The 13,450-nt window shown below is 58.4% G+C and carries 12 protein-coding genes; 1 reads left to right on the forward strand and 11 read right to left on the reverse strand.

Going from position 1 to position 13,450, the window contains the following annotated elements; translation table 11 throughout:
* Positions 1–116: 116 nt before the first annotated feature.
* The 9 genes from OL236_RS10395 to OL236_RS10435 all read right to left on the reverse strand — a co-directional run bounded on the left by OL236_RS10395 (position 117) and on the right by OL236_RS10435 (position 10,107).
* Complete coding sequence (locus tag OL236_RS10395) at positions 117–761, reverse strand: PepSY domain-containing protein (RefSeq protein ID WP_265070555.1); 645 nt, start codon at positions 759–761, stop codon at positions 117–119.
* Positions 762–934: 173 nt separating this feature from the next.
* The gene (locus OL236_RS10400; RefSeq protein ID WP_265070556.1) at positions 935–2,116 is read right to left on the reverse strand and encodes an iron-containing alcohol dehydrogenase; all 1,182 of its coding nucleotides are present in this window, start codon (positions 2,114–2,116) and stop codon (positions 935–937) included.
* 86 nt (positions 2,117–2,202) lie between these two features.
* Complete coding sequence (locus OL236_RS10405) at positions 2,203–3,222, reverse strand: hypothetical protein (RefSeq protein WP_265070557.1); 1,020 nt, start codon at positions 3,220–3,222, stop codon at positions 2,203–2,205.
* Positions 3,223–3,456: 234 nt separating this feature from the next.
* Positions 3,457–5,451, reverse strand: a complete 1,995-nt coding sequence (locus tag OL236_RS10410) for a TonB-dependent receptor plug domain-containing protein (RefSeq protein WP_265070558.1) — start codon at positions 5,449–5,451, stop codon at positions 3,457–3,459.
* A gap of 154 nt (positions 5,452–5,605) precedes the next feature.
* Positions 5,606–6,556, reverse strand: a complete 951-nt coding sequence (locus OL236_RS10415) for an ABC transporter substrate-binding protein (RefSeq protein WP_265070559.1) — start codon at positions 6,554–6,556, stop codon at positions 5,606–5,608.
* A 228-nt stretch (positions 6,557–6,784) separates the two neighbouring features.
* Positions 6,785–7,531 (reverse strand): ABC transporter permease, encoded by a 747-nt coding sequence (locus OL236_RS10420; RefSeq protein WP_013741077.1) that lies wholly within the window; start codon positions 7,529–7,531, stop codon positions 6,785–6,787.
* A complete protein-coding gene (locus OL236_RS10425) occupies positions 7,528–8,271 on the reverse strand; it encodes an ABC transporter ATP-binding protein (RefSeq protein ID WP_265070560.1) in 744 nt (247 codons plus the stop codon). The genes OL236_RS10420 and OL236_RS10425 overlap by 4 nt, the downstream gene beginning before the upstream one ends.
* The gene (locus OL236_RS10430) at positions 8,268–9,077 is read right to left on the reverse strand and encodes an ABC transporter ATP-binding protein (RefSeq protein WP_006192569.1); all 810 of its coding nucleotides are present in this window, start codon (positions 9,075–9,077) and stop codon (positions 8,268–8,270) included. The genes OL236_RS10425 and OL236_RS10430 overlap by 4 nt, the downstream gene beginning before the upstream one ends.
* Before the next feature lie 4 nt (positions 9,078–9,081).
* Entirely contained in the window at positions 9,082–10,107 is a 1,026-nt protein-coding gene (locus tag OL236_RS10435) for a FecCD family ABC transporter permease (protein WP_013741076.1), read from the reverse strand.
* Between the two features lie 296 nt (positions 10,108–10,403).
* Here OL236_RS10435 and OL236_RS10440 point away from each other — a divergent pair, with 296 nt between their 5' ends.
* Entirely contained in the window at positions 10,404–10,511 is a 108-nt protein-coding gene (locus tag OL236_RS10440) for a nitrate reductase (RefSeq protein ID WP_265070561.1), read from the forward strand.
* 281 nt (positions 10,512–10,792) lie between these two features.
* On the opposite strand, the gene OL236_RS10445 is transcribed toward OL236_RS10440, so the two are convergent.
* Both OL236_RS10445 and purB read right to left on the reverse strand, forming a co-directional pair.
* Positions 10,793–12,079, reverse strand: a complete 1,287-nt coding sequence (locus tag OL236_RS10445) for an adenylosuccinate synthase (protein ID WP_265070562.1) — start codon at positions 12,077–12,079, stop codon at positions 10,793–10,795.
* Positions 12,080–12,150: 71 nt separating this feature from the next.
* On the reverse strand, positions 12,151–13,443 hold the full coding sequence (gene purB, locus OL236_RS10450) for an adenylosuccinate lyase (RefSeq protein WP_265070563.1): 1,293 nt from the start codon (positions 13,441–13,443) through the stop codon (positions 12,151–12,153).
* Between the last annotated feature and the right edge of the window lie 7 nt (positions 13,444–13,450).

Genomic DNA, 13,450 nt, shown 5'->3' on the forward strand with positions numbered 1-13,450 from the left:
AACTTTTAGTTATACCGCAAATATCGTAATATGTTTCTTATCTTTTGTCAACAGAAAAATCCCCCGCCGCAGGCATTCTGCCTGCAGCGGGGGATTTTTGCTGCCGATGAATCACGTCAGTCGAAGTCGGTGTCTCTCTTTAAGATCGTGCCGTCGGCGGCGCGCAGGTCGTATTCGTACTCTTTGGTGCCGCGTTTCAGCTCGATGGAGTAGACAAGCTCGCCCCGCTTCGTGTGCAGTTCCAGCTCGTAGCGGTCGAGGTCGTCCATGGAAAGATCGGCGTCTTCCAGCGCGATTCCCATCGCCTCTACGTCTTCAATCACATCATAGTCGCTGATGACGAGTTTCGTGCGCGTGTGCATCCACGATTTTTCCCGCACATCGATGATCTCGCCCGTCTTGGCGTCGAAGTCGATGTCCACGCCGCCCGCGTTCGTCTCAAGCTCCACGCGGTAGGTCGGCATGTAGCCGCGCCCGTCGAATTTGATCTCGTAGTTCGTGAGATCGCCCTCATCGAGTCCCGATTCGGCAATCGCCTGAACCTTAATCGTGTCGTAGCCCACGAAGTCGGCTGTCGCCGCCTCAGCGACGGAAAGGAACGGCGAATCGCTTCCCTTCGCGGCGGGAGCTGCGACTGCGGCAGTCCGCAGTGCAGGTGCGTGAAGCGTCGTCTGTCCTTGGAAGATTCCCACGCCGAGCGCGGCGAGCGCGCCGAAGCTCAGAGCGCCCGCCACGGGAGCTGCCATCTGCCATTTCTTCATTTTATCTTCTCCTCTCATTGCATTTGCTTGCTTTCCTGCTTCAACACGTTCAGTATACCATGCTGCGCTAAAAGGACGATAACAAACAGATAAACAAAAGATAAACTATTTTCGTACGAGCCGCTTCATAAGCATCGTGCATTTTCCCTGCAGGAAAATATCCGGCTGCAGGCTCAATGGTTCGCCGCCGTGTAGATTTTCAAGGCGAGCGCACGGTCGACGGGATGGAATGTGCCGACTGCCTTCGTGCCATTGGCCGTCACGTTGTCGGCGAGCGCTTCCAAGGCGCCGTGCGTCAAGATGCCCGTCGGAAGTTCTCCGAGCGAGGTCGGCAGCTTCAGCGAGCGGAAGAAATTCTCCGTCTTGCGGATGCCCGCACGCGCCCGCTCTTCGGCAGAGCCAGCATCTACGCCCCAGACCTTCTCGGCAAAGCGCGCGAAGCGCTCGGGGCGATCTTCGTAGACGGCACGCGCCCACGCGCCCCAGAGCGCCGTCAGGGACTCGCCGTGATTCGTGTCGTAGCGTGCCGACAGCGCATGACCGAGCTTGTGCACGGAGAAGTCCTTGTCCCTGCCGAGTCCCGTGAGTCCGCAGTGCGAGATCGTGCCGCACCACATGATCTCGCTCATCGCCTCGTAGTTTTTGTGATGTGCGAGGACGATGGGCGCATACTTCGCGACATTCTGCAGGAGCGCTTCGGCGAGGAGATCGGTGAATTCGTTGCCTTCCGTATGCGTCATGTAGCGCTCAAGCGTGTGCATGACGATGTCGGCGATGCCCGCTGCAAGCTGCGGCGAGGACAGGGAAAAGGCGAGCTCGGGGTTCAAAATGGCGAAGGCGGGGCGGTTGAACGGCGACGGCAGTCCCGCTTTCTCGCCCGTTTCCTCATTCGTCAGCACGGAGGAATCGCTCGTCTCGCTGCCCGCCGCAGGAAGCGTCAAGATGACGCCGACAGGCAGGCTCTTTTTGAGTTCTTTCTTGCCCGACCAGAAATCCCATAGATCGGTTTCGGGATTCGCCGTGCCATGCGCGATGGCCTTCGCCGTGTCGATGACGCTGCCGCCGCCGACGGCTAGAAGGAAGTCCGCCTCGAAGTCAAGCGCTTCGCGCACGGCCTCACGCGCAAACGAAAGGCGCGGATTCGGCCGCACGCCTCCCCGGACGGAGAACGCAAGGCCCGCCGCCGTGATGACGCGCTCGACGCGCGCGAGCAGCCCGCTCTTGATGACACTGCCGCCGCCGTAAACGATAAAGACGCGATGTGCGCCGTACTTTCGAAGAAGCTCCGCCGTGCGCTCCTCGACGCCGCGGCCAAATACGATCTCTGTCGGACAATGAAAAGAAAACTCCTGCATGTTCGTACCTCCCCATCTTCAATGCTGCAAAATTCCTGCACGGTGCAGGCGGTCAGAGATAAAAGCTGCACACCTCTGACCTCGAATCAGATCCAGCTCGGCTCTCGGCGCGAGGGAGCGATGGGCGGCGTGAGGAATTCCGGGCGGTCGCTGTCTTCATCGCCCCAATCATCCCAGCCATCCCAGTCGCTCCAATCATCCCAGTCGCCCCAGTCGTCCCAGTCGTCCCAAGGCGTTCGGTCATCGGGCGAGCCGAGAGCGCCTGAATCACCCGGGCTGCCCCCGCCCATGCCGATGCCGTCCGCAGCCTTCTTTTTCGCCCGCCAGGTCTTGTCCTGCCAGCCGCCCTTCAAGCGGAGCAGGAAAGGCTCTGCCTCGCTCTTGCTGTTTGAGATGATATACTCCGAGATGCCGTTCGCGTCGTAGATGTCCCGCTTGCTGCGCAGATACAGCATGCAGACGAGCTGTGTCTTCTTGAGATCCGTCTCACCCGGCGGCAGATAGCAAAAAGCGATGTCGCGTCCGACGCTATGCTCGCCGAAACGCGCCACATCGTAGATCTGCGCGATTTCGAGGAAGAGCTCCGCTGCATCCGCGAGCTGCTTTTCATCTGTCAGGAAAACGGTATCGACACCACCGTGGTAGCCGAGATGCGCCGCCTTCTCCTCGGGCGTGATGAAACGCAGACCGCGCTTTTTCGCGCACTCCTGCACCTTGTCGTTGAGCCGGTCGAGGCAGCGCGCGGGATAGTCGGTATAGTAGGAGCGTCCGCCCGGCAGGATGATGAAGGGAATCGACGCATTGATGGGCGCAACCTTCGCATGCGCGGTGAACGTGAAGTCGCGCTCCTTGTCACGGAAGGCATAGTCGACCCTTTTCCACGGCTTCTCCTGCGTGACCGTCTCGCCCAGATATTCAAGCTCGACGGGAAAATCGTACTCCGCCTCGATTTTTTCGCGCACCTCATAGGCGGAATAAGGCTCGCTGTTTTCATCGCAGCCGCCCGTGAAGAAATAATATATGCCGTAGACTCCCAAGCCCACAAAGAGGAAAAACGCCGCAAAGCCGATCGCGATCGCCAGCTGTGCGTCCTTTGGCACCTTCATTGGATTCCTCCTCTCCATCGTTTGCTGAATTGTTTTCTCCATTATACGTTTTCTTATGGTGCAGCGTCAATATACGGCTTGTCCGCTGAGGGCACTCGTGCTGTGTGCAGGGCGGCAAACGGCGACTTTTATATAAGCAGCAGGTATATCCGTTGGCGGCAAAGACGATGAACGGCAAACTGATATGCAAAAAGCCCCCGACTTTGCATGTGGGGGCTTTTTCGCTTTGCTGTCTCAGAATATCATGTTTACACCGCCGCGCCAGATTCTGCCGTCGTAGGCGAGGACGTCGCTCTCTGTGCCGAGGATGTTGTCAATGCCGAAGTAAGCACTGAAATGATCGTTGATCTTTTTATTGACGACGAGATTCAGAATGCTTATGGCAGCGTTTTTATAGATGGTTCTCCTTCCAACAGCCTCCGCATAACAATAGCCTGCAATCCAATCATTCCATAGCGTCGCATCCCAGCCGTTCTTCTGATCTTCGTAGCTGAGCTGCAGGCTTGCCTTGTGATACGGGCGGCCGGTGAGCCTTATATCTTTGCCGTCACGCGCATCGAGATAGGTGTAGAGGCCGCGCATGTTGAAGCCGCTCCCGAGATCTCGTTTGACCTCAAACTCAAGACCTTGGAGCGTCGCCTCCGTTTCATTGACATAGAAGATGTGATTGATTGACCTCATTGGTGGTGGCATATACTGAAATTGGAAATGCCCGTTGATCAAATCACGGACTTTGTTGTGAAAGTAGGTGATCTTGCCAAAAGTTTTATCCTTCTCCATCTCAAGACCGACATCGAAGTTCAGCGAGGTCTCCGGCTTGAGGTTGGGGTTTCCATGAAACCATAGCTTCACCTTTTCGCCGCCTGGCATACCATCCCAGTCGAAATAAAGCTCGCTTGCCGTTGGTGCGCGATATGCTGTTCCGATATTTGCTTTGAACCGCAGATCCTTGTTGATTTTGTATGTCGTGCCAAGTTTTCCTGTCACTTTGCTGCCGAAGGAAGTACTGTGATCCAAGCGCATGGACGGAATCAGCAGCCAATCAGGATTGAGGAGCCACTCATCCTGCACATAGAATGCCGCGTAGTTCACCGAGCTCTTGCCAAACGGACTCACGACCCCCTCATGCGAGATAGAGCCGCTGCCCTTCAGTCGGGTGCTTTCATAGTCTTCCTTACGATATTCGCCGCCAAAGGTCAGAAGGTGGTCTTTCGACAGCTGCATGGAGCGCCTTCCATCGAAGATCAAAGAGTTAAACGTCATATCATCGAACCCGAGAAGTTTATGGTTCGCTCTGTTTCTCTGATACTGATCTTTATGAAAGCGCGTGTAATAGACCTGCATTTCATAGTTGCCGCGTTTGTCGCGACCTGCATATTTAACGCCCGTCGACAGGCGCGTATGATCGTAGTCTCTTCCATGATAGATCGGCGGCTTATTCTGGTTAGTTATCATCCCCTTCATATACTGATCTTCAATCAAATAGTCTGCAAAGACATCGAGCCACTTGTCTTTCGCTACATCCATACGGCCTTCGATATTGAAGAAATACTTCTTGCCGTACATATTGCTCTTAGCATCCGTACCGCGCTCGCGGTAGTCGGACGCCTTGAAGCTCGCCGCGATATTCCAATTCCCGTGTTTTCCTGCATCGAAACGAATGCCGGCGTCCTTGCGTCGAGTCGTCCAATCCAGCGTGACGGATGTCTTCTGCTCGTCCGGTCTTCTCCGGATGATGTTGATGACGCCGCCGAGGGCTTCCGAGCCGTAGAGCGAGCTTGCCGCACCGCGCACGATCTCAATGCGCTCGACATCGTCTATATTAATGCGCTCAAACTCATAAAAGTTCATCGTCGAGTCTGTATCCTCTGTGCGCACGCGCCGCCCGTCGATGAGGATCAACGTCTGGTTCGTATTCATGCCGCGAATCGAAACTTTATTGCCAACCATGGCGTTTTCCTGCGTATCGATACCAAGTGCCAACTGCAGTGCCTGTGCTACGGATTCCGCGCCCATCTTGTCGATGTCCTCGCGCGTAATGACTTCGACCGAGCTTGGCGATTCCTTGACCTCCTGCTTCGTCCTCGATGCCGTGACGACGACTTCATTCGTCTTGATGTGCGCCGCCTCCTCCTGCTTCTTCTCCGCCGCCTGCACGGGGACGCTCATGGCGGCGAGGACGGCTGCCGTCAGCAGCAGGCTCTTCTTCTTTGTGATCTTTTTCAGCATTACTCCATCTCCTTATCCTTGTATTCCTATGAGATATATGGATACAAAGGCCGCAAGGAGCGAAAAGACATCGCTTCCTTGTCAAGCCTGGAAAACCTTGTTTTGCCTGCGATGGCGATACGCAGAGTTGGTCTATCGGGTATTTGCGCGTGCCTTACTTCTTCTCCGGATACATGATGTCGGCGAGCACCTCAAGTGCATCCGCCGCACGCACGCCGGGATTGATGGCGAAGAGTTCGTAGGGCAGGACATAGACGCGTCCGTTCTTCACGGCGTCGACATCCGCCCACGCCTCACTCTCCTGCAGGTCGCGGCGCATCTTCGGCTCAAGCGTTTCCGTCGGGCCGTGCACGATGGCGAAGATGATCGAGGGGTTTTCGCGTGCGACGAACTCCATGGAAAGCGGCAGATAGCCGCCGTCGCCCTCGGCGTGGTCGGCGATGTTGCCGCCGCCGAGCAGTTCGATCAGTCCACCCGTGAAGCATTTCTTCGTGCCCATGTTGAAGCTCTCGGGCGAGCCGAAGACGAGCAGACTCTTGGGCGGTGTGCGCCCTGCGGCACGTTTTTCAACCGCCGCGAGCTTGTCCTTGATCGTCTGCACCTCTTTTGCAGCCGCCTTCTCATCGCCCGTGAGCTTGCCGTAGAAGGTCAGCGCATCAAAGAGCGAGGGCACATCGTCGAGTGCCTGAATGTAAATGGGAATGCCCGCATTGCCGAGCGTTTCTTCGAGATCAGTGTGAAAGGGCACGTTCGTGCCGATGACGAGATCGGGCTGCAGGGAGAGGATCTTCTCGATGTCGGGCTGGTGGATGATGCCGACTTCCTCGGCCTGCGCCGTCTTTTCCTTGACCGTCTCCGACAACGCCTGCGAGGTCGGCTTGCCGACGACGAAGTCTGCGCCGCCCGCCGCGACGAAGAGATCGAGGTTCGAAGCGTTTAATATGACGACGCGCTTCGGGTGGGCGGGCATGGTGACTTCGCGCCCCATGCTGTCCTTCGCCGTCAGCTCCTTCGCCTGCGGCGCTTCCTGCGCACGCGGCAGGAAGATGAAGACGACAGCCGCTACGAGGCACAGGAGTGCGATGATGATACCAAACTTTCGCATAAAAACCTCCTTGAAGTAGATTTGTAGAAACCAAACGGAAAAAGTGCGAATAAAGCCAGCGTTTCCCAAGGAACCACTGATAAATTCAGCCACCCATCTTCACGCATCTGCGCTGTCCTCTCGTCGTCGACAAATCCTCGACGTAGCACCGCTACGCCTCCAGTTTATCTCCTCGATAGATACAGCGCATCTGCGCAAATCTGGGCGACTTCATTTTATCAGCGTCTCCTAAAACTCCTGATACCGTTTCATGCGCCGGACGCCCCAGCCGAAGGCGAGCGCTGTCAAAAGCGCGAGCACGACGAACGACGAGAGCGCACCGCCGTCCCAGCCATCTGCCTGCAGCAGTGCGTTCGTATGGGCGAGCGGCAGCAGGGAGACGAGACGCTGTACAATCTCGGGCAGGTTGGCGATGGGAAAGAAGGAGCCACAGAAGAATGTCATCGGCGTGATGAAGAAATTGATGATGACGGAAAACTGCTCCTGCCCGCGAATAGAAAGGCCTACGGCGACGCCGAACGCCGCGAAGCAGAACGCCGTGAGCACGAGTCCCACGAAGCCCGGCACGGCGAGCAGCCGAATGTCGAAGAAGAGCCAGGCGGCAAGGAAGACCGCCGCCCCCGCGAGGATCGCTCGCACGGCGCCCGCAAGTGCGATACCGAAGACGATCGAGGCGTCGCTCACGGGACTCATGCGCAGCACGGAGAACGTGCGGAAGTAGAAGCGTGCGGCGCTGACCGAGATCGCCGTTTGCTGGAAGCCGTTCATCATGACGGTGATGGCGAGCATCCCTTTGGCGAGGTAGGCGATGTAGCCGCCCGTGACTTCGACGGCGCTGCCGAGTCCCCAGCCGAAGGCGAGCAGGTAGATCATCGGAAAGAGCAGCCCCGAGAACAGGTAGCCCAAGCCGCCGATGCGATGGACGAGCATCGCCATCTCGCGCCGAAAGACCGGCCAGAAGCCAAGCGCAGTCACGAACACTCCTCCTCATGCGAAAGGCGCAGGAACGCCTGCTCAAGATCTTTTGCATCGCCTGCCGCCGCGCGTATGCCCTCTGCCGTATCGAGGGCGCGCAGTCTGCCCGCGCGCAGGAAGGCGATGCGCCCGCAGAGTCTCTCCGCCTCTTCCATGTAGTGTGTCGTGAGGAGCAGCGTCTTTCCTGCATCGCGCAGCTTGCGTATGAGCGCCCAAACCTCCTGCCTGAGATCGGGATCGAGTCCCGCGCTCGGCTCATCGAGGAGCAGCACGGCAGGATCGGTCATCGCCGCACGCGCGATGACGGCGCGTCGCTTCATGCCGCCCGAGATTTCTTCGGGACGCTTATCAAGAAAGTCCGAGAGGTGATACCGTTCTGCTGTCTGATGAACCATCTTTTCGGCATTCTTGATACCATAGAGCCGTGCGTAGGCGAGCAAGCTCTCTCCGACAGTCAGCTCGCTCTCCAGCGTATTCTCCTGCGGCACGAGGCCGATGAGACGGCGAAAGCGCACGCTGCGCTTCGCCGCATCCTCGCCGCATACATGGATCGTACCCGCATCGGGCCTTGCCAGTCCCGCGACGAGACGGATGAGCGTCGTCTTGCCCGCACCGTTCGGCCCCAGAAGCCCCATGACCGTGCCGCTTTCCACGTCGAGCGTCACGTCTTCGAGGATTTTCTTGCCCTTGCGGCTGCATGAGACGCCGGCGATGGCGATTGCCGTGTCCTTTGTGCTCATACGGCTTTCGCTCCATCGGCGACGCGCTCGGGCAGACAGAGCTTCGTGCGCCTTCCCGCAATCGTCACGTCGCGGACGACGCTCTCGACGCCGTAGAGTTCGCGCACGAGGGCTTCGGTGAAGACCGCCTCGGGCGCACCGTCGGCGAGCACCTGCCCGTCGTGGATGGCGATGATGTGATGGCTGTAGCGCACGGCTTGATTGAGATCGTGCAGCACCATGACGACGGTCAGCCCCAAGGACGCATGGAGTTTTTCCACAAGCTCCATGAGCGCCAGTTGGTGACGAATGTCGAGATACGTCGTCGGCTCGTCGAGGAGCAGCACTTCGGGCTGCTGCGCGAGCGCCATGGCGAGCCGCGCACGCTGGCGCTCGCCGCCCGAGAGGGCTAGGATCGGCCGCTGAGCGAACTTCTCCATTCCCGTTCGCGCCAGGGCTTCGCGACACGCCTCGCCGTCCTCCTTGGAAAAGGAATCCCAGAACTTCCGATGCGGCAGGCGTCCCATGCGCACAAGCTCCATGACGGTGATGTCGCCGGGCGGCTCGGCGCTCTGCGGCAGAAATGCGACCTTCTGTGCGACCTCGCGCTCCGTCTTCTGCCACAGATCCTCGCCCATGAACTCGACGCGCCCCGCACGCGGCTCCAAGAGGCGCGCGAGCGCCTTCAGAAGCGTCGACTTGCCCGAGCCGTTCGGCCCGATGATCGCGGCGATTTCCGCGCGATTTATGGAAGCCGTGACTTCATGGACGATCTCCGCCTTGCCGTAGCCGAGCGAAAGGCCGCATGCCTTCAAGATTTCTGCCATCGTCTCACTCCCTTCGAAGGCCCTTCTTGAGCAGATAGAGGAAGAACGGCGCACCCAAGAACGACATGAACACGCCGACGGGAATCTCGACAGGGGCGAATGCCATGCGTGCCGCCGCATCGGCGCCCGCCACAAGAACAGCGCCCCAGATGGCGGCGGCGGGCAGCAGATAGTCGAAATCTGATCCTGTAAGAAGGCGCACCATGTGCGGCACGACGAGTCCGACGAAGCCGAGCATGCCCGCCGCGCTCACGGCAGAGGCGGCGAGCAGGGCGGCGAGCACGAGCAGCACGAGCCGCGCACGCGCCACATGGACGCCAAGGCTTCGCGCCGTCTCCTCGCCGAGCTGCAGGGCGTTGAGCCAGCGGCTGCCGAGGAGCGTGCCCGCGATGCCGACGAGCGTGTAGGGCAGAACCATTTCCACATGGCTCCAGCTGCGCCCCGCGAAGCCGCCTGCCATCCAGTTCACCGTGCCCTGCACGCGGTCGGAGTAGAAGACCATCAGAGCCGTCATCGCCCCGCCGAAGAACGCCGCGATGGCGACGCCCGCGAGCACCATGCGCATCGGATGCACGCCGTTGTCCCACGACAGCGCAAAGACGAGCGCGACGGCGATCATCGCGCCGACGAAAGCGCCGAGCGGCACGAACTTGACCTCTGCGGGGAAGAGGATCATGATGCACATGGCGGTCAGTCCCGCGCCCGCCGACACGCCGATGATGCCGGGATCGGCGAGCGGATTCTTCAATATGCCCTGCAGGATGCAGCCGGCGAGCGCGAGGTTCACGCCCGTCAAAGCGCCCGTGATGATGCGCGGCAGACGGATGTGGTAAAGGATGCGATAGTCCTCGGGCGTGCCGTTTCCCATGAGTGTCGGCACGATGGCCTCGGGCGCGATGTGCACTGCACCCGCCGAAGCGCTGACGATGAGCGCAAGGGCGAGCGCGACAAGACCGAGGACGAGGGCGATGCGCCTCTTTCGCGCACGCGGATGCACTTCTGCCGGAAGGATTTTTTCCGATGCTTCCATTGGCTCACTCCATTCATAGATATTATTATTCTCACTGTTAGAAGAAAAGAAAAGGAAGTCGTAACACGAACTTCCTATAGTTATTTTCATATTTAATAACATTTGTCAATTGCCTCTGGTATCTTATCATGAAAATATCAGGAGGTCAAGCGAAATTGCAGTCTGCTCAGAAACTAGCTGCGCCCCCTTCTCTGCATCGAATTCCCTATCTGCGAGACTATGGTGTGACGCAGGGAAGTATGCTATACTTGATGCGTTGCCGCCCCTAGACATGGCAATGGAAAGGGGGTGTACTGGTGACTCTAACCGCGTTTCTTCTCTCCATCATGGCTGGCGTGATCGCCAATCGCATCAGCAAATGGCTCGATGAGAGAGCGCATGACGGCGACGAGCCTAGGGATTAAGAGTGGTCAACGTCAACCGCGCATCTGCACCCTTCGGGTTTGATTTGCGGGACGTTTTCACATACGAGTCGTTTCCCAATCGCCTGCGCCCCTTGGGCTTGTCTCTTGGACGACTCAGCACCACCTGCAATAAGGGAATAGAAAAGCCCCCAAGACCGCAACTTGGGGGCTTTTCGTGTACTGGTTGTGACTCTAATCACGTTTGCCGACCTTAGTATAGCATATTCAACTGTTCATGTGCAAGGTAAACTTCCAGGACATATGTTCAGCCCTTCTTTGCATCAGAAAATATCGTTCGCGCAGATGATTGTCTGATCGCGGTTCGGGCCGACGGAGACGATGCCGATGGCGACACCTGTGACGGCGGAGAGGCGTTCGAGGTATTTCCTTGCCTTTTCGGGCAGCTTCTCGTAGTCACGGCAACCCGAGATGTCTTCCTTCCAGCCTTCGAATGTCTCGTAGACAGGCTCGACCCGCGCGAGGACGTTAAGGCTCGCGGGGATCTCGTTCAGCGGCTTGCCGTCGAGCTTGTAGCCCGTGCACATCTTGATCTCGTCAAAGCCGTCGAGGATGTCAAGGCGCGTGATCGCCATGTAGTCGAGACCCGAGAGCTGACCCGCATAGCGCACGACGCAGGCATCGAGCCAGCCCGTGCGGCGCGGCCTGCCCGTGACGGTGCCGAACTCATGGCCGGCTTCACGGATCTTGTTGCCGATGTCGTTGATCTGCTCGGTCGGGAAGGGGCCTTCGCCGACGCGCGTGCAGTATGCCTTGACGACGCCGACAACCTTGTCGATGCGCCTGGGCGCGACGCCCGCGCCGACGCCTACGCCGCCTGATACTGGGTGCGAGGCCGTGACGTAAGGGTATGTGCCGTAGTCGATGTCGAGCATCGTCGCCTGCGCACCCTCGAAGAGCACCTTCTTGCCCGCATCAAGCTCTTCATTCAAAAGAGCGATAGTGTCGCAGACATAGGGTTTCAGGAGATCTGCATAAGCTTCGTATTCTTCGAGGATATGCTCGTAGGAGAGCGGCGCATGACCGTAGATCTTTTCCAGTTCCTCGTTCTTGACCGCGAGGTTTTCCTTCAGGCGCTTCTTAAACTCCTCCGGCTCGATGAGATCGCAGACGCGGATGCCGATGCGGTTCATCTTGTCCATGGTGCACGGGCCGATGCCGCGCTTCGTCGTGCCGATCTTCCCCTCGCCACGTGCTTCTTCGGCGAGTCCGTCCATAATGCGGTGATACGGCAGAACGACGTGCGCACGATTTGAGATGCGGATGCCCGACGTGTCGACGCCGCGCTTTTGCATCTCGTTCATCTCTTCGAGCGCGACTTCGGGATCGAAGATGACACCGTTGCCGACGACGTTCGTCTTACCGTGGTAAAGGATGCCCGAGGGCAGGAGACGCAGCTTGAACTCCTCGCCCTTAACGCTGACGGTGTGTCCGGCATTGCTGCCGCCCTGATAGCGCACGACCGTATCGGCCTTCTCGGCGAGGTAGTCGACGATCTTTCCCTTGCCCTCATCGCCCCATTGCGTGCCTGTAACTACTACTGCTGACATAGCGATTCTCCTTCTCTATACGAGGTTTCAGCTTCCGATGTGTGCGCTGAAGCCGTAAAAACGCCTTCGGCTCAGAGCCCGAAGCGCTCGAAGATCTTGTCGATGTGGCGCAGGAAGTATTGATAATCGAAGCAGTTGTCGATTTCTTCCTTCGTCAGATACTTCAAGATGTCCTCGTCCTTCTCGACATTCGTGCGGAAGTCTTCGCCTTCCATCCAGCGCTTCATGGCGTTGCGCTGCACCCACTTGTAGGCATCTTCACGGAGAACGCCCTTGTCGACGATGGCGAGCATGAGGCGCTGGCTGTAGATGAGACCGCCCGTCTTTTCCATATCGGCGAGCATGGCCTCGGGATAGACGAGCAGCCTGTCGATGATGTTCGTGAACTTCTTCGTGCAGTAGTCGACGTTGATCGTGCTGTCGGGCAGGATGACGCGCTCGACGGACGAATGCGAGATGTCGCGCTCATGCCAGAGCGTGATGTCTTCGAGTGCTGCAATCGCATTGCCGCGCACGAGACGCGCCATGCCCGAGATGCGCTCGCAGGTGATGGGATTGCGCTTGTGCGGCATGGCGGACGAACCCTTCTGGCCGGGAGCGAAGTATTCCTCCGCCTCGCGGATGTCCGTGCGCTGCAGGTTGCGGACTTCCGTCGCGAACTTTTCGAGCGAGCTTGCAACGATGGCGAGTGTCGTCATGTACTCGGCATGACGGTCGCGCTGAATGACCTGCGTCGCGAGGCGCACGGGCGTGATGCCGAGCTTCTTGCACGTGATCTCCTCGATGCGCGGGTCGATGTTTGAATAGGTGCCGACGGCGCCCGAGAGCTTGCCAACGGCGACGATCTTCTTCGCGTGCTCGACGCGTTCGATGTCGCGCTCGACCTCGGCGCTCCACAGGAGCAGCTTCAAGCCGAAGGTCATCGGCTCTGCGTGGATGCCGTGCGTTCTGCCGATGCACGGCGTGTGCTTGAACTCGACGGCGCGGCGGCGCAATACTTCGAGGAGCTTCTTAAGATCATCGATGATGATGTCGGCAGATTTCTTCATCATGATGCCAAGTGCTGTGTCCTTGACGTCGCTCGACGTCAGTCCCTTGTGGATGTATTTCGAGTCCTCGCCGACATACTCAGCGACGTTCGTGAGGAAAGCGATGATGTCGTGGTTCGTGACCTTTTCGATCTCCTTGACGCGCGGCAGGTCGAACTTCGCCTTGGCGCGGATGTTCGCCGCAGCTTCCTGCGGGATCTCCCCGAGTTCCGCCATGGCTTCGCAGGCCGCGATCTCGACTTCGAGCATGGTCTCAAACTCATGCTGCAGCGTCCAGATATTGCCCATTTCAGGATTCGTATAGCGTTCTATCATGGATGCG

This window comes from Selenomonas sputigena (genome assembly GCF_026015965.1).
Taxonomy (GTDB): domain Bacteria; phylum Bacillota; class Negativicutes; order Selenomonadales; family Selenomonadaceae; genus Selenomonas.

Coding starts and splice junctions, on each gene's coding strand:
- OL236_RS10395 (WP_265070555.1), bottom strand. CDS start 761: ATGAAGAAATGGCAGATGGCAGCTCCCGTGGCGGGCGCTCTGAGCTTC.
- OL236_RS10400 (WP_265070556.1), bottom strand. CDS start 2,116: ATGCAGGAGTTTTCTTTTCATTGTCCGACAGAGATCGTATTTGGCCGC.
- OL236_RS10405 (WP_265070557.1), bottom strand. CDS start 3,222: ATGAAGGTGCCAAAGGACGCACAGCTGGCGATCGCGATCGGCTTTGCG.
- OL236_RS10410 (WP_265070558.1), bottom strand. CDS start 5,451: ATGCTGAAAAAGATCACAAAGAAGAAGAGCCTGCTGCTGACGGCAGCC.
- OL236_RS10415 (WP_265070559.1), bottom strand. CDS start 6,556: ATGCGAAAGTTTGGTATCATCATCGCACTCCTGTGCCTCGTAGCGGCT.
- OL236_RS10425 (WP_265070560.1), bottom strand. CDS start 8,271: ATGAGCACAAAGGACACGGCAATCGCCATCGCCGGCGTCTCATGCAGC.
- OL236_RS10430 (WP_006192569.1), bottom strand. CDS start 9,077: ATGGCAGAAATCTTGAAGGCATGCGGCCTTTCGCTCGGCTACGGCAAG.
- OL236_RS10435 (WP_013741076.1), bottom strand. CDS start 10,107: ATGGAAGCATCGGAAAAAATCCTTCCGGCAGAAGTGCATCCGCGTGCG.
- OL236_RS10445 (WP_265070562.1), bottom strand. CDS start 12,079: ATGTCAGCAGTAGTAGTTACAGGCACGCAATGGGGCGATGAGGGCAAG.
- purB (WP_265070563.1), bottom strand. CDS start 13,443: ATGATAGAACGCTATACGAATCCTGAAATGGGCAATATCTGGACGCTG.